This window comes from Neobacillus sp. SAB-20_R2A (assembly GCF_049568635.1).
GTDB lineage: Bacteria > Bacillota > Bacilli > Bacillales > Cytobacillaceae > Neobacillus > Neobacillus citreus.
This window is the reverse complement of sequence record NZ_CP145895.1, coordinates 2017750-2044287: the sequence shown is the minus strand read 5'-3', so window position 1 is coordinate 2044287 and position 26538 is coordinate 2017750. Positions and strand designations below refer to the sequence as shown.

The following is a 26538-nucleotide window of genomic DNA, read 5'->3' as shown; positions in this document are numbered from 1 at the left end:
TTAATGTCCCCCATGCTCAACCAGCTCTTCTAGCTGCTGGTGTAAATACATTTCCTTATACCAGCCGTTCTGCTCCATCAATTCCTCATGTGTGCCTCGTTCAATGACTTTTCCATCTTCTAAAACCAGGATAAGGTTGGCGTGCTGAATGGCGCTTAATCGGTGGGAGGTAATGATGGTTGTCTTCCCTTCACGATTTTCCTTAAGCGCTGAAAGGATTGCTTCCTCCGTTTTCGCATCAACGGCCGATAAGGAATCATCAAGCACCAGCAGTTCCGGATTCATCAGGAGTGCCCGGGCAATCGAAATTCTCTGTTTTTGCCCGCCTGATAACGATACTCCCCTCTCACCGACAATTGTCCTATATCCGTCCGTAAACTGGAGAATATCTTCATGGATATTGGCTAATTTAGCTGCCATTTCAATTTCTTCACGGTGCGCTGATGGATTCGTGAAGGCAATGTTCTCACCAACTGTAGCAGAGAACAAGAAGTGATCCTGCGGTACATAACCAATCGCTTCTCTTAATTTTTCCAGTTTATAATCCTGTAGAGCCGCACCGCCAAAGAGGATTTCCCCTTTGTATCCTTCAAACTCGCGAATCAGCAGTTTTAATAGAGTTGTTTTACCCGCGCCAGTTTTTCCAACAATCCCTAAAGTTTCCCCTTTGTTTAATCTAAACTGTATATCTTTAAGAATGGGCTGCAATTCACCTGGATACGTAAATTCATGGATTCGATACTCTACATCATCACATGGTACCATCTCCGTTGCTTGTTCATGATCGGTAATTTCGACCTTTTCGCCAAGGAGCTTTGCAACACGGTCATAGGAAGCCCGGCCCCGCTCCACAATGTTAAATAGCCATCCGAATGCCAGCATCGGCCAGATTAATAAACCTAAATAGGTAGTAAAAGATATTAATTCACCAATCGTCAACTCGCCATTCAGCACATACTTGGCACCGAATACAATGGATAGGAAAAAGGAAATTCCGACGATGATGGAAATAGTCGGATCATAGAGGGAATCAATTTTGGCGACGACGATATTTTTCTGAACGACATCATCTGATTGTTTTCTGAAGTCTTCAATATCCTCTTGTTCCTGGCCGAATGTCTTGATGACCTTTATTCCAGTAATGCTTTCCTGCGTTTTATCATTTAAGGATGAAAAAGCTTCCTGGGCTTTATGAAAGCTTCTGTGCAGCATAGTCCCAAACCAGCTTGTCAGCATTGCCATAATCGGCAGCGGGATTAAACAAATGAGCGTTAATTTCCAGCTGATTGTTAAGGCCATTGTCAGAATAACAAAACCGCCGGTTGACAATGAATCTACTAAAGTCAAAACCCCCGCCCCTGCTGTCTGCTGAATAGCCTGAAGGTCATTGGTCGCATGTGCCATTAAATCCCCTATCCTGCTTTTTTGATAAAAGGCAGGGGACATTTTTGTAAAATGATGATATAAACGATTTCTTAAAATTTTGCTTAGCTTTACTGAGGATCCGAAAATCATGATCCGCCAATAGTATCTAAGGATGTAGGTAGCAAGTCCGACAGCAACAAGTACAAAAACCCACTCCGTAAGTTGTCCTTTCGTCATCGTCCCTTCATTTATATGGTCAGCCACAATTCCAATGACTTTAGGCGGAACCAGCTGCAGCAAAGCCACCACTAGTAAAAAGAAAACCCCTGATATGTATGCTTTTTTCTCTTGTTTAAAAAACCAGCCCAGCTCTAAAAAAACCTTCATATGACCTCCCCCAAACGGATTAAAATCATGTACCGTTCATTACTGGTAAAAAATATTTAGCTTGACGAAGATTTATTTTATCAAATTTTTCTAAAATAAGGAAGATTAAGAAATTAACGCTTTAACGCAATAAAAAAGACACTCAACGCTATGATGAGTGTACTTATTAACAAATTTCCGAAAAAACTAGGTAATTTCAAGATTATATGTTACACTTGGTTTACCATTTGATTTACTGTTTTCATGACCCTATTCATTCGTGAATAGGGGTTTTTTTTATGCATAAAAAAAACAGACCCTTTACAGAGCCTGTTTTGTTTTTGGTTTAATTAAGCTTTACGAACGTTAGCTGCTTGAGGTCCGCGTTGTCCTTGCTCAACATCGAAAGTTACTGCTTGACCTTCTTCTAAAGTTTTGAAACCTTCGCCTTGGATAGCTGAGAAATGAACGAATACATCGTCTCCACCTTCGCGCTCGATGAATCCGAAACCTTTTTCGCTGTTAAACCATTTTACTTTACCGTTTTCCATTTTTGTTGCCTCCTGAAATGTGTAAACACACAATGTAATACTATCCTTGCTCTCAGTGATCATCAAGACGAAAAGTTTTCCTTATACTATCCTTTACACCGAACAAAAATAATTCTTTACTAGTGTAACACGCTTCGATAACAAAAGCAAGCATCTAAAAAGTAAAATAAAAAGCCAGTTTGTAAAAAAAACCATTTAAATATTAAGAACCTTCTTAACTTGTTTCGAAGACTTTAATTACATCCTCTAATAACAAAAAAACCACCTTCCATTGGTTAAGCTTCCAAATAGAAAAGTGGTTTTGTGTTGAAATATTGAAGGATTAAGCATTTTTAAAAGAATTTGTGATGAAGGATTAAGTCGTTAACTTATCCTATTCTTAAAAATGCTCTCAACCATCTGACAAACCTTGATATATCAACGTGTTATTTGCCAGTTTGCTTATTCATGGCTTGCATCATTTGGTTGATCTTCTTTTGTGAAGGCTTCATACCCATTTGCATCATCATGGTTTTAAGCATTTGCTCATTGATTGGCGGATTTTTCTTTAAATAGCTCATCATATAACGGCGAGCAATGAAAAATCCTAGTGCTACACCAGCGACAAGTGCTAGTATACCAACTAGAACGTACATCATATAATAATTTCCTCCTTCATGTTGTCTACCATACAACAGTGTACTAAATAAAACGAAATTAGACAATATTCGATTTTAATTAGACATATTTTCTTTCTTTAATTGGCTTTAACCAGCCAAACCGCTCATGTTCTAGGTCAATTGCCAAAAAGGAGGATTCACACTTTCTCAGCACTTCAAAAAACGCTGTCTCCGCTTCATAGCTTCCATGTGCCTCCAGCGAGATTAAATCCTGGTAGACTTCCAATTTTGCCCTACTTATTTTTCCACTAAGATCGATTGTATATGCACCATGGTCTGCTTTAAAGCCTTTTATTTTTCCAAGCTGTCTTTGAATCAGCTGGTGGATTTTTAATACTTCTATTTTCTTTGTTATATAGGCAACTTGTTTTTTTGTAATAAATTGAAGCTCGCCCCGTGCGTGCTGATGTTCTTGGAATAGTTGAAAAAACAACCGTTCTCGTCCGAAGTAATGGGTGGCAAATTCATCTTCTATTAAATAAAGCTGATATTTCCTCATTCCAACCTCTCCTCCGCTGACAATCCTTTTATCTATTATAAAGAATCGCTCAGGAAACATTTGTCTTATCGCGGCAAAAACTTTCACTAATTTTGTCGATTTGCAATTTGAGTGCTATATCAGTTATTTATTTCGATAGAAGCTGACGGATTTCCTACATATAAAAAAGAGAGAGCGAAATTTCCGCTCTCCCTCGTCATTTGATTATTTTTGTAAAAGTGCTTTCACACGAGCAACGACGTTTGGCACACTAAATCCGAACTCTTCCATGATTTTTTCACCTGGCGCAGATGCTCCAAAATGATCAATGGCTAATACGTCACCTTCATCACCAGCATATTTGTGCCAGCCGAAAGATGCTCCCACTTCCAGAGCAAGACGCTTCTTCACGCTCTTTGGAAGAACAGACTCTTTGTATTCTTGAGATTGCTGTTCGAAGCGATCCCATGAAGGCATGCTGACAACAGAAACCTGGATTCCTTCTCCAGCAAGTGCTTTCTGTGCTTCCACTGCAAGGCTTACTTCGGATCCAGCGGCTAGCAATAGGGCATCTGGAGTATTATTTCCTGCTGGGGAAACAACATATGCTCCTTTAGAAACTCCATCATATGCGTTTTTATCTGTGTCTTTTAATGTTGGTAAGTCCTGACGAGTTAATACTAGAGCTGTCGGCTTGTTTGTTGATTCAACTGCAAGCTTCCACGCTGCTGCTGTTTCATTGGCATCAGCAGGACGGATGAGTGATAGACCTGGCATTGCGCGTAATGCCGCAAGCTGCTCGATTGGTTCGTGAGTTGGTCCATCTTCCCCAACGGCGATACTGTCGTGTGTAAATACATAGGTAACAGGAAGACCCATTAATGCGGCAAGGCGAATTGCCGGACGAAGATAATCAGAGAATACAAAGAATGTTCCTCCAAAAACTTTAACCCCGCCATGCAGGGCAATACCATTCATGGCAGCGCCCATTGCAAATTCACGGACACCGAACCAGATGTTGCGGCCTTCATAAGCGCCTGGCATGAAGTCAGTTGTCCCTTTAAGCATTGTTTTGTTAGAACCAGCAAGGTCAGCAGAACCGCCAATTAAAATCGGCAGGTTCTTCGCAATGCCATTTAACGCTTCACCTGAAGAAGCACGAGTTGCAAGCCCCTTGCCTTCAGTGTAAACCGGAACATCCTTATCCCAGCCTTCAGGAAGTTCATGATTTAATGCTTGTTCTAGCTGGCTTGCCAACTCTGGATATTCGTTTTTATACTGAGCGAACATGTCGTTCCACTCTTTTTCTTTTTTCTCACCATTTTCAACGATTAGCTTTTGGAAGTTGTCGTAAACTTCTTGTGGAACATGGAAGTCTTCCTCGAAAGTCCACTTATAAGCTTCTTTGGTAAGCTTTAACTCATTTGCACCCAGTGGTGAGCCATGAACACCAGATGTGCCGGCACGGTTAGGTGAACCGTAACCGATCACTGTTCTTACTTCAATCATGGTTGGTCTGTCTAAATCATTTCTTGCTTCTTCAAGTGCTTTAGCGATTTCTTCGAAATTGTTGCCGTCTTCAACGCGAATATATTGCCATCCGTAAGATTGGAAGCGGTCCTTCACACTTTCAGAGAAAGATTTATTCAAGTCTCCGTCCAAGGAAATATCATTTGAATCATATAATACGACTAAACGGCCTAACTTTAAGTGGCCGGCAAGTGATGCAGCCTCAGCAGATACGCCTTCCATTAAGTCGCCGTCTCCACAAACGCTGTATGTAAAATGATTCACAAGTTCATATTTGTCTTTGTTATAAACGCTAGCAACATGACGTTCTGCCATAGCCATTCCCACTGCCATTGCAATACCTTGACCAAGTGGACCAGTCGTTGCTTCTACTCCCTCAGTATGGCCATACTCAGGATGTCCTGGAGTTTTGCTTCCCCATTGACGGAATTGCTTTAAATCATCCATGGATAAATTATAGCCGGATAAATGAAGCATGCTGTATAGCAATGCAGAGCCATGACCTGCAGACAATACGAAACGGTCACGGTTGAACCAATGAGGATTTTTTGGGTTGTGGTTCATAAATCTTGTCCATAATGTATAGGTCATTGGAGCGGCACCCATCGGCATTCCAGGGTGTCCAGAGTTTGCTTTCTCAATAGCATCAATTGAAAGCGTACGAATCGTGGTGACAGATAAATCATCAATTGTGTTAAACATCTTTTTACAACCTTCCTTCTTCGGAAAATACAAACAACTTTAATATTATAGTGCTGTGGATTTTTATTCAACAAATTACTACTTATTTTGTAGCAAAATTCACTTTATTATTTATTTTGACACATGTAAGCGCAGTATATGTAAAAAGGAATACAAATAAATTGTATTCCCAGATGCATTAATGAAGATTATTTTTTTTCCTGATTTTTATTTTCTCAGGTGTAACGTCATTCCCAAGTGGATCAATTATTTTTGTATTTGTCAGGGTATCCAGCATTTGCGACCGAAAAGCAGATAAATATTCACTTCTAAGTGAAGACTGCTCTTTTGCTTCCTTTTCTGTTAAACCCGTCGCTTTCTTTTTCCTTGCCAATTCATTGATTCTGGCCATTTTTTCCTTGGATAGCATTCAAGTACATTCCTTTCCAAAAAACTGCTAACATTAAGACAAGATTGTACTAGAAAAGAAACCACCTGGCAAGGATGAAGGTTTAATCCTCCTGCTCTTCAATGAATTCCTGGTATCTTCTATGTACAGTGGCTTTCGAAATGTTATAACCAAAGCCTCTTAATGTTGCGGCAATTTCTGAAAAGGTCAGGCCATTCTTTCTCAACCTGACTATTTCTTGAACCGGAACTTCAATTTTATCCCGGCCCGAATGCTCGCCTAGATTCTTTAAATTTTTTTCCGGCTTGTAGCCTTGTTCAACTGCCCGCTTCATGCCTCGTTTTATTTTTACATTATGAAGCTTGCGCTGGTACTCTTCCACCATGCTGACGATTTTTAGAACCATTGAATCCGATTCGGAAAGCTGCAATTCACCATTATGCGAAATGCTGTATAGTTTAATTCCTTCTTTTAAAATGCAATGCAGGATGGCGATCTTGGCATTCCCTCGGCCGAGCCTTGTTTCATCCTGGATCAGGACAGCTTGGACTTGTTTATCTTTAATGCGTTCTAAAAGCTGCAGGATACCATCTCTGTCGAAATCATAGCCGCTCGCCTGCTCTTTAATAATTGAATCGATATGGAATTGATATCGATTGGCCAGCTGGACAAGCTCGTCTTCCTGGCGTCTCAATGATGTTTCCTGCGTTTCCTTATTCGTGCTTACGCGGCAGTATATGATTGCGTTCATTTTTTAGGTCCTTCCTATTTCTCTAATGCACTTGCTAATTCCCTTTCTGGGGGAGTTTCATTACTAACCGGAATTAAAATTTCTTCACCTGGAAAAATCTCATCACCAACATCCCGATTATGTTTTTTCACCCAGTTGACGAATTCCTTGTTCGATAATGAATGCTCGCCTGCATACTTTTGGGAAATTTCCCATAGTGTGTCTCCGTCTGTTACAGTCACTTTCAAATATTTATCCTGATTTTTCGGACTTTGCTGAAATGCTAATACAAATGCTAATGTGCAGCTTAATAATAGAAGAATAATAGCGTACGAGTATTGGTTCCATATTTTTTTCATTAAAAAACACCCCTGATTAGAATGTATGTTCGTTTTATTTGATTTGATTATAATCCGAACGTTTGTTTGTTGTCAAGCTTTATTCGAACTTATGTTTGTATAAATTATGCGAACATGTTATAATAAAGACAACATTAACCAGGCGAGGTGTAATTTATCATGGTAAAAGTATCAAAGCGGCAGCAGGATATCCTTGATTTCATAAAAGGAGAAGTGAAAACAAAGGGATATCCGCCATCTGTTCGGGAAATTGGCGAAGCAGTCGGACTGGCATCGAGTTCTACTGTACATGGGCATTTAGCCAGATTAGAAAGCAAGGGTTTAATTAGACGGGACCCAACAAAACCAAGGGCTATCGAAATCCTGGAAGCAGATGAAGCTTCTCATATCCCTCGAAACCATGTTGTAAATGTCCCAGTTGTCGGTAAAGTTACTGCCGGACTGCCGATTACGGCCATTGAAAATGTTGAGGAATATTTTCCTCTTCCTGAAAGACTTGCCCCTTCTAGCGAGAATGTCTTTATGCTTGAAATCATGGGAGAAAGTATGATTGAAGCAGGGATTCTTGACGGAGATTACGTTATTGTAAAGCAGCAGCCGTCTGCGAACAACGGGGATATCGTTGTTGCGATGACCGAAGAAGACGAGGCTACCTGTAAGAGATTCTTCAAGGAGAAAGACTACATCCGCCTGCAGCCGGAAAACTCTACGATGGATCCAATCATTTTAAACAATGTAACCATTTTGGGGAAAGTAATTGGGGTTTATCGACAGATTCATTAGTTGATAGATTTCCCGGAGTCCAATCTTTATTTTGATTGGGCTTTTTTTATTTAATTGGATTACCTTTTTAACTTTGAATGGATAGGCTCCTACCCCTCCCCCAAAAGTTAAGATTAAACGCTCTCACTTTTTTATCTTTCCCACTCTCGAACGAAAAAATAGCAAAAAACCCCTAACGCCTAGCGTCAGGGGTTTTCATCATATTAATACATGCTCATATATTGTTCGCGTTCCCAAGGGTGAACGACGGTGCGGAACATATCCCATTCAATCTCTTTAGCTTCCACAAAGTGTTCGAAGATATGCTCACCTAAGCCAGAAACGATAACTTCATTTGATTTCAATAGCTCAAGTGCTGCTGCCAATGTTGCTGGAAGATCGATGATGCCTTCTTCGATTCTTTCTTCCTTCGTCATCACATAGATGTTACGGTCAACTGGTGCTGGAGGAGTTAAATTGTTTTTGATTCCATCTAGACCTGCTTTTAAAATGACAGCCAAGGCTAGGTATGGGTTTGCTGCAGGGTCCACGCTGCGAACCTCAATCCGTGTGCTCAAGCCGCGGGAAGCAGGGATACGAACAAGCGGTGAACGGTTTTGTGCAGACCACGCTACATAACAAGGTGCCTCGTAACCTGGAACCAAACGCTTATAAGAGTTAACAGTTGGGTTGGTAACTGCTGTGAAATATGGTGCATGCTTTAGTACACCAGCGATAAATTGACGTGCAGTATCGCTCATTTGCAGGTCACCTGTTGGCTCAAAGAATGCATTTTGACCATTATTGAATAAGGAAACGTTACAGTGCATTCCGGAACCGTTCACGCCGAATAATGGCTTTGGCATGAAGGTTGCATGCAAGCCGTGCTTGCGGGCAATTGTTTTTACAACTAGCTTGAAAGTCTGGATTTGGTCACATGCTGTAAGAGCATCTGCATATTTAAAGTCGATTTCGTGCTGGCCAGGTGCTACTTCGTGGTGGGATGCTTCGATTTCGAAGCCCATTTCTTCAAGCTCAAGCACGATATCACGGCGGCAGTTTTCACCAAGATCTGTTGGAGCTAAGTCAAAGTATCCGCCTTGGTCGTTCAATTCCAAAGTTGGCTCGCCTTTTTGGTCTAATTTAAATAAGAAGAATTCTGGCTCAGGCCCAAGGTTGAAGTCAGTGAAGCCAAGCTCTTCCATTTCCTTTAATACACGCTTTAAGTTATTGCGCGGGTCTCCGGCAAATGGTGTTCCGTTTGAATTGTAAATATCACAGATTAAGCGGGCTACTTTTCCTTTTTCAGCAGTCCAAGGGAATACTACCCAAGTGTTTAAATCTGGATATAGGTACATATCAGATTCTTCAATACGTACGAATCCTTCAATAGAGGAGCCGTCAAACATCATTTTGTTATCAAGCGCCTTTTCTAATTGACTGATTGGAATTTCCACGTTTTTAATGGTTCCAAGAATGTCAGTAAACTGAAGGCGGATAAATTTAACGTTTTCTTCTTTAGCCAAGCGTTGAATATCTTCTCTTGTGTACTTCGGCATTTGCAATTCCTCCAATTTTATTAAAAATTAATGAAAAAAGCGTGAAAGATCTCCTTGTCTCAATGACGAACGATTCAGTCTGTTTGAATGCATCAGTTCATTGCGAAGAAGTTTCCTCAGCTCATCATCGGTAACCTCGCGCTTCGCACTTTTCGCTTGCTGTTCAAGCAGCGACTCTTGCTGTTCTTTAACCAATAATAACTGCTTAATGCCAGCCATATTGATTCCCTGGTCAATTAAGTCTTTTATTTCCAACAGCCTGTCAATGTCATTTAGGCTGTAAAGTCGCCTGTTTCCCTCCGTACGTGCCGGAGATATCAATTGGTGTTCTTCATAGTAGCGAATTTGCCTGGCGGTAAGTTCGGTCAGCTGCATGACTGTACCGATGGGAAACAACGGCATTGATCGGCGAATTTCTTTTCCACTCACCAATTTTCTCCTCCCTTTTGCTAATTTATATTTGTATTATATTTGCTGTTAGGAAATATGTCAATGATATGTAAGATAATCTAACATGGTTTTTTAATAGTTTCTTATAATCGTAATTTTTGACTGTAAAACCTGGCAAGAGGAGTGATGATTCATTGATAACGACCGAACCTCCTTGGATTTCTCTGGTAGAGGAGTTATGGAGCGGTCATAACGACTGAATTGGGATTTCCATCTTTGCTTCGGGCGTTATGAAGCCTCCATAACGACTGAATTAGTATTTTCCTCTTTGCTTCGGGCGTTGTGAGGCCGCTCATAACGACTGAATTAGTATTTTCCTCTTTCCTTCGGGCGTTATGAAGCCGCTCATAACGACTGAATTGGGATTTCCCTCTTTGCTTCGGGCGTTATAAAGCCTCCATAACGACTGAATTAGTATTTTCCTCTTTGCTTTGGGCGTTATGAAGCCGCTCATAACGACTGAACTGGTATTATCTTCTTTGTTTCGGGCGTTATGAGGCCTCCATAACGACTGAATTAGTATTTTCCTCTTTGCTTCGGGCGTTATGAAGCGTTCATAACGACTGAATTGGTAATATCTTCTTTGTTTCGGGTGTTATGAAGCCTCCTAATTCGCAAACCTGCCCATAGATAAGGCTATATCCTTCCCAACCAATCACTCCTTCAAGCATTCGGGCTCATAGAAGTCCTATATGCTTCCCAACCAACCACTACTTCAAGTGTTCGGGCTCATATAAGCCCCATATGCTACCGTTCCAGCCATTTTTCAAAAGTTCGGGCTCATATAAGCCCCATATACTACCGTTCCAACCATTCTTTCAAAAGTTCGGGGTCATATAAGCCCCATATGCTACCCAACCAGCCACCCTACCAAGAGTTCGGGCTCATATAAGTCCTATATGCTACCCAACCAGCCATCCTTTTAAGAGTTCGGGCTCATATAAGTCCTATATGCTACTCAACCAGCCATCCTTTCAAGCGTTCGGGCTCATAGAAGTCCTATATGCTACTCAACCAGCCATCCTTTTAAGAGTTCGGGCTCATAGAAGTCCATACAAATTTCCCCTATTTCAAATCCAGTAACCCTTTCTCAACCAAATGATCCAAAGCTAAACATACAGCCATTTTCACGTGGGCATAGGTTAAGCCGCCTTGCACATAAGCGACATATGGCGGTCGGATTGGGCCGTCTGCAGTCAACTCGATGCTTGCACCCTGAATAAATGTACCTGCTGCCATTATGACATCATCCTCATAGCCAGGCATGTAGCTTGGGTGCGGAGTCACATAAGAATTCACCGGGGAAGCGAACTGGATAGCCTGGCAAAAGGCGACCATTTTATCTCGGTCATCAAATTGAACGGATTGGATCAGATCTGTCCGGCGCACATCCCAACGCGGAGAAGAATTCATCCCCAGCCGCTCTAGCATGGCAGCGGTAAAGACCGCACCCTTCAGTGCCTGCCCGACCACATGCGGCGCCAAGAAAAATCCCTGATACATTTCCTGCAAACTATAAAGAGAAGCGCCAGCCTCGGCACCGATTCCCGGAGAAGTCATCCGATAAGAACAGGCTTCTACCCACTGTTTTTTCCCAACGATATAGCCGCCGGTTTTAGCAAGGCCGCCGCCTGGATTCTTAATCAAGGAGCCTGCCATTAAATCGGCTCCGACATGGCAAGGCTCCACCTCTTCTACAAATTCCCCGTAGCAGTTATCAACAAATACGACGACATCCTGCTTGATTTCCTTGACGAAACTAATCATTTCACCAATTTCATCAACCGTAAACGATGGACGGACCGCGTAGCCTTTGGAACGCTGGATGCCAATCATTTTCGTATTTGGTTTGATTTTTCGAGCGATTCCTTCCCAATCAATCCCGCCTTCATCGGTCAATGCAACGCTGTCATAGGAAATTCCAAATTCCTTTAAGGAACCTACTCCATTCCCGCGGATTCCGACGATTTCCTCAAGGGTATCATACGGTTTTCCGGTAATGTACAATAGCTCATCGCCGGGGCGAAGCACACCAAACAACGCAATTGAAATGGCATGAGTCCCCGAAATAATCTGCGGGCGAACTAAACCCGCCTCTCCACCAAAGACATCCGCATACACTAATTCCAACGTATCGCGGCCGATATCGTCGTAACCATACCCAGTAGAAGGAATAAAGTGAGAATCACTTACCCGGTGCTTTTGAAAGCTTTGTAAAACTCGGAACTGATTGGATTCAATGCGTTCCTCTATACTCTTATGGACTTCAGCAATTTGTTTTTCGACTTCCTTTACAATCGGCTGAAGCTTTTCCCCATTTTTCAAGTGTTGAAACATGCTGTTAACTCCCTTTAATCATTGAATTTCTGTAATTGACCTGTTATTTGATGATCCTTTAGGGAATACCCTTTGCAGCGGTAGTCTTGAGTTTCTTCATCAAAGGTAAGTTCCCTGAGAATCGTATCATTTTTTAATTGCGACAAGAGCTTTCCTTCTGTAGAAGGCACCATTACTTCATATGGTTCCATCATGCCCACGACAAGCTGCTCGATTTTCACCTTTAACGCATGACGGTCTTCTTCGTTATAAGCGCTGATGAACACTGTCGGCGTGTCAGCGGTCGGAACAAAATCAGGATGCTTGATATCCCGTTTATTATAAACGGTCAATTGCGGGATATCTTTGACATCCAAGTCTTCAAGAAGTTTATTAACCGTTTTTTCATGCTGGAAATAATCCGGATTCGACATATCGACAACATGAAGCAGCAGGTCGGCTTCCTTTACCTCTTCAAGAGTTGAGCGGAATGCCGCGATCAGCGCGGTCGGCAAGTCCTGGATGAATCCAACGGTGTCAGTAATTAAAGACAAGAAGCCGCTTGGCAAAATCAGCTTTCGCGTCATCGGGTCGAGGGTGGCGAACAACTGGTTTTCTTCATATGAATCCGCCTCGGAAAGCCGATTAAAAAGAGTCGATTTCCCGGCATTCGTGTAACCGACAATCGCAACCTGAAAAGCTTTATTTTTCTTCCTGCGTTCGCGGTAACGCTCGCGATGCTGCACGACCACCGAAAGCTGGCCTTTGATGTCATCGATACGGCGGCGGATGTGACGGCGGTCTGACTCCAGTTTCGTTTCCCCCGGGCCTCTTGTTCCGATTCCCCCGCCAAGACGTGACAATGCCGTACCCTGTCCAGCCAAACGCGGCAGAATATATTGTAACTGGGCAAGCTCTACCTGAAGCTTACCTTCCTTTGAACGGGCTCTTTGTGCAAAAATATCTAAAATCAGCTGGGTCCGGTCAATGATGCGCGCCTCAATTGCGGAAGCTAAATTCCGTTTCTGGCTTGGAGAAAGCTCATCATTAAAAATGACCAGGTCAGCCTCCAATTCGGCCACAAGCGCCGATAATTCTTCCACTTTTCCTTTACCTATGTACGTTGCTGGATGGAGACGGTCCCTCTTTTGGACAAGCGAAGCCAATACTTCTCCTTGCGCCGTTTCCGTTAAGGACCCTAACTCATCCATTGAATATTGAAACCTTAGGTCGTCATCATCGATTTGGCAGCCGACCAGAATGGCTTTTTCCTTTGTTTCTTTTTGTTCCAAACGGCATCCTCCCTTTCCGTTAAAGCTCTAATTTCCATCTTAACAAAAAACACTCCGATACTCTAATTTTCCCAATACTTTTTTATTGTAATTTTGGAGTATCGTGATAAAATTTTTATTGTTTATAAAAAGAAATTTACATCGGAGAGAAGCGGAACGAAATGACATGGGAAGTATTAAGCATGATTGGCACGATCGCTTTTGCGGTCAGCGGCGCGATTGTGGCCATGGAAGAAAAATATGATATTTTAGGAGTTTATATTTTGGGGATTGTCACCGCTTTTGGCGGTGGGGCGATTCGCAATCTTTTAATAGGTGTACCGGTTTCAGCTATTTGGGAACAGGGGTTATTTTTTCAGGTTGCTATATTATCGATCACGGCCGTATTCTTATTTCCAACTAATCTTTTAAAACACTGGCAAAAGTGGGGGAATTTCACCGATGCCATCGGGCTGTCGGCATTTGCTATCCAAGGTGCCATTTACGCAGCAAATATGAATCATCCGCTAAGCGCGGTGATTGTTGCAGCCGTTTTAACAGGAAGCGGCGGCGGTATCATCCGAGATTTATTGGCAAGAAGAAAGCCGATTGTGCTGCGTTCTGAGATCTATGCAGTCTGGGCGATACTTGCCGGGCTCCTCATCGGGCTTAAAATAGCCACACAATCTTGGGAATTGTATACATTGTTCATTATCGTAACAGCGCTTCGTGTCCTTTCTTACACATACGACTGGAAGCTGCCGACACACGGCTTGCAGCGGATGAACTAAGAAAAGCTGCAGCGCCTTGACCAGGCGCTCCTCCTAAAAGCTATCGCTTTTAGTCGTGCGTAGTTTATGCTCTCGAAGCTTTACTTTTGCAGCTAGACAATAAAAAAATCGACGGGGATAGCCCTCGTCGATTTTTTTCATTTAAGCATCCTCATCAAACACCAAGTCATTACTGCGAATCGTCATCAACTCGTGCCGGTCATAACTGTTTTGCAATAACAGCCTCATCGCCTGGGCCCGAATCGATTTTTCAATGATGTTGCGGACGTATCTCCCGTTGGAAAAATGATTGGGACTTAAGACAGACTTCACCCATATTAAATGATCCTTTATTTTCTTTTCTGCCTCATGGCTTAACGAATATTCCCTTTCCACCAGCATTTTCGCCCCGATTTGCATTAATTGTCCAATATTGTAATCCGGGAAATCGATTACTAATGGAAAACGGGAATGGAGCCCTGGATTTAACGATAGAAAATAATCCATTTCTCTTGAATAGCCGGCTAGAATGAGGACAAACTCATGCTGTTTATCCTCCATATGCTTGACGAGAGTATCAATCGCCTCTTTGCCAAAATCCTTTTCACCGCCGCGTCCTAAGGAATAAGCTTCATCAATAAACAATATCCCGCCATGAGCTTTCTTTACCAAATCCCTCGTCTTTTGTGCTGTATGGCCGATATACTCCCCTACGAGGTCAGCCCGCTCCGCTTCGATTAAATGTCCCTTCGTTAGCACGTTCATTTTTTGAAAAAGCTTGCCAATCAGCCGTGCGACTGTGGTTTTCCCCGTTCCCGGATTACCTTTAAACATCATATGAAGAGCTTGCTTTTTTGCTTTGAGACCCATTTCTTCGCGCTTTTTATTGACATAAATCCATGCATAAATTTCCTTTATCGTTCGTTTCATTTCTTCCATGCCAACCAAAGCACCAAGTTCCTCTTCGATTTCCTTTAAGGCGGAATGCTCAGGGGGAATAACCTTTGGAGCAACTTGAAAATCAGTTAACGTTTTCGTTACTGTTTTTCTTTTTTGGGAGTTGAGAGAAACGCTTATTTGGCCATTGCTTTTCATACGAATCGGTTGATCCAAAGCCTTCACCTCTCCTAAACGCAACCAGGATACGTAAATTAGCTTGCAGGAATGTATGCCTTTCTTGTTTGTGGTGAGTTATTTCAAGAAAATCATAATCCTTCATTCTATTTGTATTCACCGTTCGGGAAATTCATTAAAAAAGTTTTCTTTTGGAAAAAAATAAAAAAAGAGCCCAAATTGTATGGGCCCACGGGTGAAGATTTATTGATTTTCCAAGTCCAACTGCACATTTCTTTGCGGTGCAAAGGTTGAAATGGCATGCTTATAAACCAATTGCTGTTTCCCCTCTGATTCAAACAAAACCGTAAAGTTATCGAAGCCCTTGATTTGGCCTCGTAATTGGAATCCGTTTAAAAGGAATACCGTTACGTTGGTATTGTCTTTTCTGCATTGGTTTAAAAATTGGTCCTGAATATTGATGGTTGTTTTCATTTTGTATATCCTCCTCTTTTATCTCTACTAATATGTATTCGATTTTACTTGAAGCTTTCCTTCAACATATTGTGAAATTTCCATGATTTTTTTTGCGAAATTGTTCACATTTGTCACATCAAACCATTCAACCTCCATCTTGTTGCGGAACCATGTCAGCTGCCGTTTGGCATAACGCCGCGAGTTTTGCTTTAGGCTCTCGGCAGCTTGCTCTAATGATATTTTACCATCAAGATAGTCATAAATCTCTTTGTAGCCTATCGCCTGAATGGATTGACAGTCGCGCAAACCCTGTTCGTACAGTCCCTTTACTTCGTCCAATAGCCCTTCCTGCATCATTAAATCGACGCGGGCATTGATTCGCTCATAAAGTTTATCACGGTCCATCGTTAATCCGACAAGGGCGGTTTGGTAAAGCAGGTCCGGCATTTGAGATTTTTGAATTTCCTGTCTGGTTTTTCCTGTAAGATGGAAGATTTCTAGAGCACGAATCACCCTTCTGAGATTATTAGGGTGAATCTCAGCGGCACTTTCCGGGTCAACCTCCATGAGTTCCTTATAGAGAGCCTCATTCCCTTCTCTATTCGCCCGTTCCTCGAGCTGCCTGCGGAATTCGTCATCTCCAGAAGCATCGGAAAATTGATAATCATAGATGACAGATTGAATATAAAGCCCTGTCCCGCCAACAATGATGGGCAGTTTCCCTTTTTCGGCAATCTCCTTTATTTTTGCTCGAACAAGGGTTTGAAATTCAGCAACGGAAAAATTTTCATCCGGATCCTTTATATCAATTAAATGATGCGGAATCCCTTCCATTTCAGCTTTCCTGATTTTCGCCGTTCCAATATCCATGCCGCGGTAAATTTGCATCGAATCCCCACTGATGATTTCGCCATTGAAACATTTAGCCATTTCAATGCTCAGCTTGGTTTTTCCCACAGCGGTCGGTCCGATGATCACTAATAATTTCTGATTTAATTCCAATCTTTTCACACTGCCTTATCCCTTTTTACAATCGACGCCTGAGAGGGGCGTTTCTCCTTTATCGTATCATAATTTTAAAAAGCAGTTGAACATCAAATAAGTATATACAATAATATTCTTTTCTATGCACTTTTTGAAGAGGAATTTATATTTCAATTGTAAGAATTACATTTCGTCTATTTACAAAAAGATAACGGTTATTTTACAAAGCGCTTTCCACCCCCAGATTCATGGTAGGCTAATACGTAGGATATTTTGTAAAAATTAATCGTATTTTGTCATTGGATGAAGAAAAATTAGAAATTAGGTGAATAGAATGTTATCTACTTTTGATATTGGAATTGATTTAGGTACTGCAAATACATTGGTTTATAGCAAAAATAAGGGGATTGCCGTAAATGAGCCTTCCGTTGTGGCGATCGATACCGTTTCGAAAAATATCGTCGCTGTCGGTACAGAAGCGAAAGAAATGATCGGGAAAACGCCTGAGAAAATCGTGGCAGTCCGCCCGTTAAAAGATGGTGTCATTGCTGACTTTGATGTCACAACAGAAATGCTTAAACAAATCATGAAAATGGCATCTAAAAAGATTGGCTTTGCAATGCGGAAGCCAAATGTCGTGGTCTGCATTCCGTCCGGTTCGACAAGTGTTGAGAGAAGGGCAATTCAGGATGCCGTAAGGAACGCCGGAGCCAAGAAGATTACCTTAATTGAAGAGCCGGTCGCTGCTGCAATTGGAGCGGGCATGCCAATCGACGAGCCGGTTGCCAATGTGGTTGTCGATATCGGCGGCGGCAACACAGAGGTTGCGATTATTTCCTTCGGAGGCGTGGTTGCTTTCCATTCCATTAAAATCGGCGGCGACCGTCTTGATGATGATATTATTCAGCATGTTCGTAAGGAATACAATGTGCTAATCGGTGAAAGAACGGCAGAAAATGTGAAAATGGAAATCGGTTTTGCGTTAATCGACCATGAAGAAAAGTTCATGGATGTCCGTGGCCGCGACCTACTGACTGGTCTGCCAAAAACTATTAAACTTTCATCCTACGAAATTCGTAGTGCGATGAAGGAATCCCTCTTGCATATTTTAGAGGTCATCCGCGCCACACTTGAAGACAGCCCGGCCGAGTTGAGCGGAGATATCGTCGATCGTGGTGTAATTATCACGGGCGGCGGTGCGCTTATGAACGGGATGGAGGCATGGCTGAGCAGTGAAATCTTTGTACCTGTCCAGCTGGCACCTAGTCCGCTTGAGTCAGTCGCCATCGGCACCGGGAAGGCACTGCAATATATGAGTAAGATTCAGGTTGCGGTGAAATAGGCGTATTTTGGATTGAAAAACGGTATCGCTGATATATTGCGAAATTCGCTGATATAATCTTGAATTCGCTGATATATTTTAAAATTCGCTGATATAATCTGAAATTCGCCGATATGTTGGAAAAATTTGCTGATATATTTGATACCTCATACTAGAAGTTAGTTTTAAAATGGCAATTTTAGTTTTTTAACAAAAAAAGTCGCATTCACTCCTAAATTCGAGGGAGAATGCGGCTTTTTTTATTAAATATCACTCTGTTTTTTTCTCAAACTATTAAAATATAGAAAAATCGGCAGCGGAATAATGATGAATCCCAAGCTCTTTATGATTTGGTTCTTGGCTTGCTCTCGTGTTTGGTTCTTTTGGTCCTTTACAGCCTGTTCGTAGCTTGCACGAAGTTCCTTTTCTGTCAATTTCTCTCCATTTTCATTCGAAATCTTACCGCTTTCTTTCATCATTTTAAAATCTTCATAGCTTTGATAATAGCCCGGCGGACTAATCAAATCAGCGGCTGCCATAAAAATCGAGATCCCGCCTCCGATGACCATCATCAGGGTTGCAAATAACACCAAATACGTATAAAGATGGCGAATCACAGCCTCTCCCCCCTTGTCTTTGTATTTCACTACAGAAACAACAATAAAAATAAGCAAAACTGCAGGTAAAAATATACTTAATAGACTGAAGGCAATCAAGGCAACACCCCCATTTTTTCAAATGGTCAATCCTTACAATATTATTATTTCACCAATGTTAAATCATTCCAATACGTTTTAAAGTTATTTTGTTGCAATTTTCGCAATCTTTTAGGTAAAAAAAAAGCCCAATTCGTTCGCGAATTGGACTTTCGCTGCCCTCTTAAGCAGACATTCAAAATCTTAAAACATATAATGTAAAAATCAAAAAAGTTGGTGATAGCATGACCCATATCATAACCGGGCCAAACTGGGCAATTTACTCAGGTGTCCACGCACCTATGGTTGGTCCCTGGAACCAACCCATCCACCAGAATCATCATTACATCCACGTTGGACATCACTACTATCATTTGATCCCAACGCTCTACGGATATCCACCGGCGTTTCCGTATCTAGGGCCATATGTCCCGTTTCGCAGCTAAGCTAATTAAGTCTACATCACACGTTTAAACATTTTCTCCATTTCGTACACAGAGTAATGTACGATAATCGGCCTGCCATGCGGGCAGGTGAACGGATCGGACGCCTTTCGCAGATCGTCGAGAAGCGCTTGGATCTCATCATCCCGCAAATGGCGGTTCGCTTTGATGGAGGCTTTACAGCTCATCATGATGGCCGCTTCCTCGCGGAGTTTTTTAATATCCACTTTTTTCATTAATAATAGCTGCTCAACCATTTCCTCAATGATTTCCTTCTCCTGCCCCTTTGGCAGCCATTGAGGGTGGGAGCGGACAATGAAACTATTGATTCCGAACTCTTCGAGGAAAACGCCGACCTTTTCAAGCTCATCCTTATGCTCGGTAATTTTAATATAATCATCAGTTGAATATTCAAAAGTCAACGGGACCAGCATCTCCTGCAGCTCCGGAGCAACCCGACCGACTTTTTCTCGGAAATACTCATACTTAAGCCGTTCTTGCGCAGCATGCTGGTCGATAATATATAAGCCATTCTCATTCTGTGCAAAAATATACGTTCCGTGCATTTGCCCGATCGGATACATCCGTGGGACCCGGCTCTCTGTCTCTACAGCTGGCTCCACTTTAGGGTAATCCTCGGGGTCGTGTTGAGGAATTTCCTCATCTTCAAATGAATCATATTCCCTTTCACTAGCCGGTTTAACTTTTTCCACTTCCCTAAAAAAAGGTAATCTAACTTCAGTTTGCGGGACGAATTCCTCTTTCCTATTCGAAAAGTCAGGTTGCGGAACGGGTTCTTCTTTAATTTTTGTAAAAAATGGCTCAGCAACAGCAGTCGGCCGCTCCCCGCCAAAGCCAGAGGAAGAACGAGCAGGAGAGGTCCCCTCATCTAGCGCTAAAGCCGTTTGCTCCGTTTTAGGTTCCTCTCTTTTCGTATAGGCTGTAGGAATCAGTACCTTCGATTTAAATGCATTTTTTATAATAGAAGTTACTAGTTCGTTCATTTCTGCTTCTTTACTAAAGCGGACCTCCATTTTCGACGGGTGGACGTTCACATCGACGAGCAGCGGATCCATCTCGATATTTAGAAGCACGATTGGATACCGGCCAATCGGCAACAGCGTGTGATACCCTTCGGTAATCGCCTTAGCCAGCGAATAATTTTTAATAAAACGGCCGTTAATCATTGTCGAGATATAGTTCCTTGAAGCCCTGGTCACCTCAGGCATGGATGCAAATCCACTCACTTTATAATCCAGCGATTTTCCCGAAATCGGCACCAGCTGTTTGGCAATGCTCATGCCGTAAATAGAAGCAAGAACCTGGCGGACATCTCCGTTCCCATTCGTTTGCAGCAGCTTCCGCTCATTGTGGATCAAGCGGAACGCCACCTCCGGATGAGAAAGCGCCAAGCGGTTGACAACATCGGTGATATTCCCAAGCTCTGTGTGTATCGTCTTCATGTATTTCAGGCGAGCAGGCGTGTTGAAAAACAAATCGGTGATGGTAATATCCGTTCCCCGTCTGCTTGATGCTTTTTCAAAAATTTCAACCTTGCCGCCCTCAATCACTACGCGATTCCCGGCACCTTCGCCAGTTGAAGTTTTCAGCTCAAGCCTCGAAACAGAGGCAATACTCGGCAGGGCCTCACCGCGGAAACCTAATGTCCGAATCCGGAACAGGTCATTTTCATTTTTTATTTTTGACGTGGCATGGCGCTGAAAAGCCAGCAAAACGTCATCCTCTTCGATTCCATTGCCATTATCGGTGATGCGGATTTTCGCTAGTCCCGCTTCTTCGACCTCAATTTCAACCACCGTACTGCCGGCATCAATGGCGTTTTCAACCAATTCTTTGACAACAGAGGCGGGGCGTTCGACTACTTCACCCGCCGCTATTTTATTAGACAGGGCATCATCTAGCTGGATAATCTTCCCCATGCATTCCGCCTCCTAAAAAAACTACTTTAATTTTTTCTGCAGTTCGAACAACACGTTGATCGCCTGAAGTGGAGTAACATCCAATAAATCCAGTTCCTTAATTTTATCTAGAACCTTCTTTTCTTTAGTAGAAAGCTCTGGTTTCTTCGTTTCCTTCGGTTCATCAAAGAACGAGAGCTGGGTGAGATGATCTGGAACCACTTGGTCAGCCGCCGCTGCTATTGATTCCTGAACTGCAGCGGGTGCAGCCTTGACCACTTGTTGTTCCTTCACTTCCGCAGGACCCCCTGGTTGCTGTTCCAAAGCAGTCAAAATCTCTTTTGCCCTTGCAATTAATTCAGCCGGAAGCTCGGCCAGCTGAGCCACATGAATTCCATAGCTCTTATCTGCTGGACCTTCCTTAATCTTGTGTAAAAAGACAACCTTGCCATGATGCTCAATCGCGCTGACATGGATATTTTTCAGTTTGGAAAGCTCTTCTTCCAATACCGTCAATTCGTGATAGTGTGTAGAAAATAGAGTTTTCGCCCCGATACGAGTATGAATATACTCGATGATCGCCTGGGCTAGTGCCATCCCGTCATAAGTGGATGTCCCGCGGCCGATTTCATCGAATAAAATCAAGCTGTTCTGCGTCGCATTGGCGATGGCATTCTTCGCTTCAAGCATCTCCACCATAAAGGTACTTTGTCCGGAAATCAAATCATCCGCTGCCCCGATGCGGGTAAAGACTTGGTCAAAAATCGGCAGCACTGCTTCGGTCGCTGGGACATAACAACCGATTTGCGCTAAAATCGCGGTCAAGGCAATCTGGCGCATGTACGTACTTTTACCGGACATATTTGGACCGGTAATCAATAGCACTTCACGGTCGCTGTCCATCAAACAGTCGTTCGGCACATATTCCTGTGTATTTAACACCTTTTCAACCACAGGGTGACGGCCGTCCTTCACCACCACACGACGTTCTGATGAAAACTGCGGCTTCACATAGCGGCGATCTTCGCTCACCTGGGCAAAGCATTGCAACACATCCAGCCCACTCACGGATTTCGCCAAAGCTTGCAGACGCGGAATGTATTCCTTCACCGTTTCGCGGATTTCCGTAAACAACTCGTATTCAAGCTCGCCAATTTTCTCTTCCGCTTGTAAAATTAACGCTTCTTTTTCCTTTAATTCAGGTGTAATAAAGCGTTCCGCATTTGTTAAGGTCTGCTTCCGCTCATATCGGCCTTCCTCAAGGAGATGAAGGTTCGCTCTTGTTACTTCTATATAATAGCCAAACACACGGTTGTACCCGACCTTTAAGGATTTGATACCAGTTTTCTCGCGCTCTTCCCGCTCCAACTGGGCAATCCATGTTTTGCCGTTGCGGCTGGCATCACGATACTGGTCAAGCTGGTCATTATAGCCGTCCTGGATGATATTTCCTTCTTTTAACGAAAGCGGCGGGTTCTCGACAATCGCCTGCTCCAATAAATCGGTAACTTCTTCACACGGATCCAATTTTTCAGCGATTTCATTCACTCTGGAATCCTGCATGTTAAGAAGAATTTCTTTTAAAAATGGTACCTGCAGGAGTGAATACTTTAATTGCACCAAATCACGGGCGTTTACATTACCAAAGGCAACACGGCCCGCCAAACGTTCCAAATCATAAACTTCCTTTAGTTTTTCACGAAGCTCCTGGCGCTCAAAATAATGGTTCATGAGAACTTCCACCAATGTGTGGCGATGCTCTATTTGTTCACGGTCAATCAACGGCCGGTCAATCCAATGCTTTAATGTCCTGCCGCCCATCGCTGTCATCGTTTCATCCAACAGCCATAATAAGGAACCTTTCTTCCCTTTCGAGCGAATCGTCTCAGTTAATTCCAAGTTGCGCTTCGAATAGTAATCAATTTTCATAAATTGATGGATTTGATAGGTTGTGACGGGCTGAAGATGGTCAAGGCTTCTCTTTTGCGAGCGGTATAGATAGTGAAACAGCCTTGCTGCCGTCTGCTTCAGTTTATCCTGGTTCAAATCCTCGAGCAGGTTGGCAAAATTCATCTCTATTGAACTATTATCCTCAAAAGAAATGGCCAGTACATCGCGTTCGCGCATCTTCTTCTGAAGTTCGCCGTCAAAATTACTTGCAACCACGACTTCCTTCGCACCTAAAACAGCCAGCTCGTTCAGGACCTCATCAAAATTGATCAGTAGAGTTACTCTGCTTTCACCTGTTGAAATATCGTTATATGCTAGTCCGAATGTGGTGTCGTCGAAAGCGGTAACCGAGGCAATATAGTTATTCTCTTTATCTGTTAACCCTTTGCCGTCCATCACCGTACCCGGAGTGATTAACTGAACCACTTCCCGGCGCACGACCCCTTTGGCCTGTTTCGGATCCTCGGTTTGTTCGCAAATTGCCACCTTGTAGCCCTTTGCAACTAATTGTTCAATATAATTGGCCGCTGAATGGTAAGGAACGCCGCACATCGGAATCCGTTCCTCTGTACCGCCTTCGCGGCTGGTTAAGGTTATCTCTAATTCCTGGGAAGCATTAATGGCATCCTCGAAAAACATTTCATAAAAGTCGCCTAAACGAAAAAATAAAAAGGCATCCTTGTAATCTGCCTTAACTGCTAAATATTGCTGTATCATCGGCGTGTATGCTGTCATAATTTCCTCCACCGTTTAAAAACTTTCGATTATCTTCGACAAACAATTATACCATAATTGAGGGGAATTTTTGTTGGTAGAAAAAACTATCTCTATTGCTGTTAAAAAATTCTTTAGGTTATCGATGGTATATACTTCTAAAAAGATATAATCTATTCAACCAGAGTCAGGATTGCACTGGCAGTTTGGGCATTATGAGTCTTCATAACGACTGGGGACTTGATTCACCGGGCCGTTCGGGCATTATGACTCCTTTATAACGACTGGGGACCTGATTCCTCGAGCCGTTCGGGCGTTATGAGCCCTTCATAACGACCGGCGACTAGTTTCCTCGTCCCGTTCGGGCTTTATGCCCCCCTTCATAACGACTAGGGAATTGATTCCCCAGGCCGTTCGGGCGTTATGACTCCTTTATAACGACTGGGGACCTGATTCCTCGAGCCTTTCGGGCGTTATGAGCCCTTCATAACGACCGGCGACTAGCTTCCTTGTGCTGTTCGGGAGTTATGAGTCCTTCATAACGACCGGCGACTAGTTTCCTCGTCCTGTTCGGGCGTTAAAAATCAATCATTTATATAACAGACTTCTTCTTAGATATTAGAAGAATAATAAAGAAACCTGAGCTATAAAAGCCCAGGTTTCTTTGTTTTTTATTTTGTACCTTCATTCGTACTATAGAAGAACTTCGCGGTAATGGAACCATCACCATTCTCTTTAATATCGGTTACATGGATACCAGAATCGGCTGGTGTTGCACTATTGCTCTTCCAGAAGTAGTAGGAACCTGTGTGAACATTGGACGTAGTTGGGGTAATCTTGGAACCTGTCTTAAAGAAATCCCCTGCATCGCCACGGTTTTTATTTTTCTCTAAGTCATATTTTCCGTCCGCCTGCACGACAGATAATCCGTAGTGAGTAACAACTGTGCCGTCACTGGCTTTCGCTGACTGGTTGTATTGGAAGCGTTTGTTCATCCAGTTTTCCACGTTATTCGGACGGAAACCGGCGGTCTGATAGAGGCTGATGATATTTTCATCAACATGCCATCCTACTAAACCGTACGAATCAGCACCTTGGCGAATTAACCCTTTGTTAAAGCCGTCCTGCTGGACATTTTCAAATAAGAAATATTCTGTTCCATTGGAGCCTGGCACTTCCATTTTAACGATGCCATTAGTCGCCTGGGCGTTATTAATTGCTGGCAACGTTATTTCCTTTACCCCATCCCCCGGTTTAACCTCAATCGGCTCAGCCCATCCTAAGAATATTTTTGAAAAAGGATCAAAGTGTGTCGGTGAGTTTCCTGAATATGCGCCACTGTCCGGATAACGCATCCAAGAACCGCCGGCCATCATCGAGTAGTTCCCAACACCTTCGGATGAATAAGCAGTATCATAGAAATCCGGCAATCCTAAAACGTGGCCGAATTCATGTGCATAAACCCCGGCAGTAGCAGGATATGGACCCGTTTTCGATGCTTCATCGTAACCACCAGTAGCTTCGTTAAATCCAGCGACGTTCCCGCCAATGGCTGGCTGAATGTTGTAGTTATTGACGATAACTCCGTCATAGGTCATGTCTTCCGCAATCGTTTTATTAATCCAAGCCCCTTGGCTCATACCAGCATAAACATCTGCAGGTTTACCAGTTTCATAGTATTTGCCATAGTACAACGCACTTAATAGATTCCACTTATGAGACCAAAACTGAGCAGGGTCTGCACTCCACTCTGCACCGGTTCCTTCATGGATGACGAACACATTCGGAACTTCCCCTTCTACAGCGTACTTTGAAAAATCGATTTGGTCATCGGCAGCCTTTAACAGGTCACGGATAAATTCACCTGTGTGGGCATCACCATTCACATTACCTAAAACATATTTACCATTTTCAGCATACGTGCCTTTTTGGTCTAAATAATAAGAAGCACCTTTGGGCAATTCCACCCAAACCATTTCAGAACCGTCATGGACAAGATTGATTCTATCATTACTGGATTCCTTATAGGCATTTTGCATCGTGCGATCGGTCGGTGCTTTCACACCATTAAATTCGGCATATTGTTTGAAATAATCCAATTCATAAGGGTTATACTCATCACCAAAAATCAAATCCTCATAGTAATGCGCTGGCACCTGTCCTTTCAGGTCCCCAATCGGCTCGTCACCATCTTTATATTTAGCTAAAATAACCAGTACGGGCACATCCCCTGTAGCACTTCGGTACGCAACATGGTTATCACCAGCCTGTTGGAATTTTGTCCCTTGGTTAGCAAGCTTTTCTGCAGGGTCAACCTTTGAAAGATCTTTCCCTAACTCCTTCGCTTTTTCAGCTAGTTCTGGAGCCGCACCTACATAATGGGCCAAACTTAAACCATATGTACTAGAAGCCTGTTTTGCTTCTCCGCCCGGCTGGAATCCCGCCAATGCGATACTTCCTGCCAACGCCAATGTTAGACCCGTTTTCGATAATACTTTTAACAAGAGCATCCCTCCTAATAAAATCGTACTATTCAAACATATCAAAATTTTCCAGTAGTCAAAAGGTACTTAGTTCCCGCAACTTTGGTAACGTTTTCAATTTTCATAAGATGTAAGACCTACGATACAAATTCAGAAATATCATTGTAAATTTTTGTAATAATTTGCAAACCGATAGGTCCTTACATGCAGTATATAAAACGGTCATAATATATTTAGGAGTGT

Annotated in this window: 22 protein-coding genes; 3 read left to right on the top strand and 19 right to left on the bottom strand. The window is 42.8% G+C overall.

Translation table 11 applies throughout. The features are described 5' to 3' along the window. The 8 genes from V5M37_RS10170 to yneA all read right to left on the bottom strand — a co-directional run bounded on the left by V5M37_RS10170 (position 1) and on the right by yneA (position 7128). Positions 1-1752, bottom strand: coding sequence for an ABC transporter transmembrane domain-containing protein (locus V5M37_RS10170; RefSeq protein WP_423801804.1), 1752 nt, complete (start codon positions 1750-1752; stop codon positions 1-3). Between the two features lie 329 nt (positions 1753-2081). Continuing rightward, on the bottom strand, positions 2082-2282 hold the full coding sequence (locus V5M37_RS10165) for a cold-shock protein (RefSeq protein WP_213116216.1): 201 nt from the start codon (positions 2280-2282) through the stop codon (positions 2082-2084). 425 nt (positions 2283-2707) lie between these two features. After that, the gene (locus V5M37_RS10160) at positions 2708-2920 is read right to left on the bottom strand and encodes a YneF family protein (protein WP_213116217.1); all 213 of its coding nucleotides are present in this window, start codon (positions 2918-2920) and stop codon (positions 2708-2710) included. 79 nt (positions 2921-2999) lie between these two features. Continuing rightward, positions 3000-3440, bottom strand: a complete 441-nt coding sequence (sirA, locus tag V5M37_RS10155) for a sporulation inhibitor of replication protein SirA (RefSeq protein WP_423801803.1) — start codon at positions 3438-3440, stop codon at positions 3000-3002. Positions 3441-3644: 204 nt separating this feature from the next. Continuing rightward, the gene (gene tkt / locus V5M37_RS10150) at positions 3645-5651 is read right to left on the bottom strand and encodes a transketolase (protein WP_423801802.1); all 2007 of its coding nucleotides are present in this window, start codon (positions 5649-5651) and stop codon (positions 3645-3647) included. Between the two features lie 178 nt (positions 5652-5829). Then, positions 5830-6060, bottom strand: coding sequence for a DUF896 domain-containing protein (locus V5M37_RS10145; RefSeq protein ID WP_423801801.1), 231 nt, complete (start codon positions 6058-6060; stop codon positions 5830-5832). An 82-nt stretch (positions 6061-6142) separates the two neighbouring features. Next, positions 6143-6790: a YneB family resolvase-like protein gene (locus V5M37_RS10140; protein WP_423801800.1), complete on the bottom strand. Its 648-nt coding sequence runs from the start codon at positions 6788-6790 to the stop codon at positions 6143-6145. A gap of 14 nt (positions 6791-6804) precedes the next feature. After that, positions 6805-7128: a cell division suppressor protein YneA gene (gene yneA / locus V5M37_RS10135; protein ID WP_423801799.1), complete on the bottom strand. Its 324-nt coding sequence runs from the start codon at positions 7126-7128 to the stop codon at positions 6805-6807. Positions 7129-7287: 159 nt separating this feature from the next. On the opposite strand from yneA, the gene lexA reads away from it, so the two are divergent. Continuing rightward, complete coding sequence (gene lexA / locus V5M37_RS10130; protein ID WP_423801798.1) at positions 7288-7911, top strand: transcriptional repressor LexA; 624 nt, start codon at positions 7288-7290, stop codon at positions 7909-7911. A 203-nt stretch (positions 7912-8114) separates the two neighbouring features. Here the strand turns inward: lexA and glnA are convergent, their stop codons facing one another. The 4 genes from glnA to hflX all read right to left on the bottom strand — a co-directional run bounded on the left by glnA (position 8115) and on the right by hflX (position 13507). Beyond that, positions 8115-9449, bottom strand: coding sequence for a type I glutamate--ammonia ligase (gene glnA / locus V5M37_RS10125; protein WP_213140669.1), 1335 nt, complete (start codon positions 9447-9449; stop codon positions 8115-8117). A gap of 27 nt (positions 9450-9476) precedes the next feature. Then, on the bottom strand, positions 9477-9851 hold the full coding sequence (locus V5M37_RS10120; RefSeq protein WP_213141293.1) for a MerR family transcriptional regulator: 375 nt from the start codon (positions 9849-9851) through the stop codon (positions 9477-9479). Positions 9852-10964: 1113 nt separating this feature from the next. Beyond that, positions 10965-12236 carry an aminotransferase class I/II-fold pyridoxal phosphate-dependent enzyme gene (locus V5M37_RS10115; protein WP_423801797.1) on the bottom strand — a complete coding sequence of 424 codons (1272 nt, stop codon included), beginning with the start codon at positions 12234-12236 and terminating at the stop codon, positions 10965-10967. A gap of 14 nt (positions 12237-12250) precedes the next feature. Then, on the bottom strand, positions 12251-13507 hold the full coding sequence (hflX, locus tag V5M37_RS10110; protein ID WP_423801796.1) for a GTPase HflX: 1257 nt from the start codon (positions 13505-13507) through the stop codon (positions 12251-12253). A 161-nt stretch (positions 13508-13668) separates the two neighbouring features. On the opposite strand from hflX, the gene V5M37_RS10105 reads away from it, so the two are divergent. Continuing rightward, a complete protein-coding gene (locus V5M37_RS10105) occupies positions 13669-14277 on the top strand; it encodes a trimeric intracellular cation channel family protein (protein ID WP_213140672.1) in 609 nt (202 codons plus the stop codon). A gap of 141 nt (positions 14278-14418) precedes the next feature. Here the strand turns inward: V5M37_RS10105 and spoVK are convergent, their stop codons facing one another. The 3 genes from spoVK to miaA form a co-directional block, all read right to left on the bottom strand. Then, on the bottom strand, positions 14419-15369 hold the full coding sequence (gene spoVK, locus V5M37_RS10100; RefSeq protein ID WP_423801795.1) for a stage V sporulation protein K: 951 nt from the start codon (positions 15367-15369) through the stop codon (positions 14419-14421). A 204-nt stretch (positions 15370-15573) separates the two neighbouring features. Next, positions 15574-15804, bottom strand: coding sequence for an RNA chaperone Hfq (hfq, locus tag V5M37_RS10095; protein ID WP_213116235.1), 231 nt, complete (start codon positions 15802-15804; stop codon positions 15574-15576). 27 nt (positions 15805-15831) lie between these two features. Then, positions 15832-16788 carry a tRNA (adenosine(37)-N6)-dimethylallyltransferase MiaA gene (miaA, locus tag V5M37_RS10090; RefSeq protein WP_423802599.1) on the bottom strand — a complete coding sequence of 319 codons (957 nt, stop codon included), beginning with the start codon at positions 16786-16788 and terminating at the stop codon, positions 15832-15834. Between the two features lie 316 nt (positions 16789-17104). Here miaA and mreBH point away from each other — a divergent pair, with 316 nt between their 5' ends. Beyond that, positions 17105-18112: a rod-share determining protein MreBH gene (gene mreBH / locus V5M37_RS10085; RefSeq protein ID WP_213140674.1), complete on the top strand. Its 1008-nt coding sequence runs from the start codon at positions 17105-17107 to the stop codon at positions 18110-18112. A gap of 242 nt (positions 18113-18354) precedes the next feature. On the opposite strand, the gene V5M37_RS10080 is transcribed toward mreBH, so the two are convergent. The 4 genes from V5M37_RS10080 to V5M37_RS10065 all read right to left on the bottom strand — a co-directional run bounded on the left by V5M37_RS10080 (position 18355) and on the right by V5M37_RS10065 (position 26322). Continuing rightward, positions 18355-18807, bottom strand: coding sequence for a hypothetical protein (locus tag V5M37_RS10080; protein WP_423801794.1), 453 nt, complete (start codon positions 18805-18807; stop codon positions 18355-18357). Between the two features lie 436 nt (positions 18808-19243). Next, positions 19244-21169: a DNA mismatch repair endonuclease MutL gene (gene mutL, locus V5M37_RS10075; protein ID WP_423801793.1), complete on the bottom strand. Its 1926-nt coding sequence runs from the start codon at positions 21167-21169 to the stop codon at positions 19244-19246. Between the two features lie 21 nt (positions 21170-21190). Continuing rightward, positions 21191-23833 (bottom strand): DNA mismatch repair protein MutS, encoded by a 2643-nt coding sequence (gene mutS / locus V5M37_RS10070; RefSeq protein ID WP_423801792.1) that lies wholly within the window; start codon positions 23831-23833, stop codon positions 21191-21193. A gap of 650 nt (positions 23834-24483) precedes the next feature. Then, positions 24484-26322 (bottom strand): M6 family metalloprotease domain-containing protein, encoded by a 1839-nt coding sequence (locus V5M37_RS10065; RefSeq protein WP_423802598.1) that lies wholly within the window; start codon positions 26320-26322, stop codon positions 24484-24486. Positions 26323-26538: the final 216 nt, after the last annotated feature.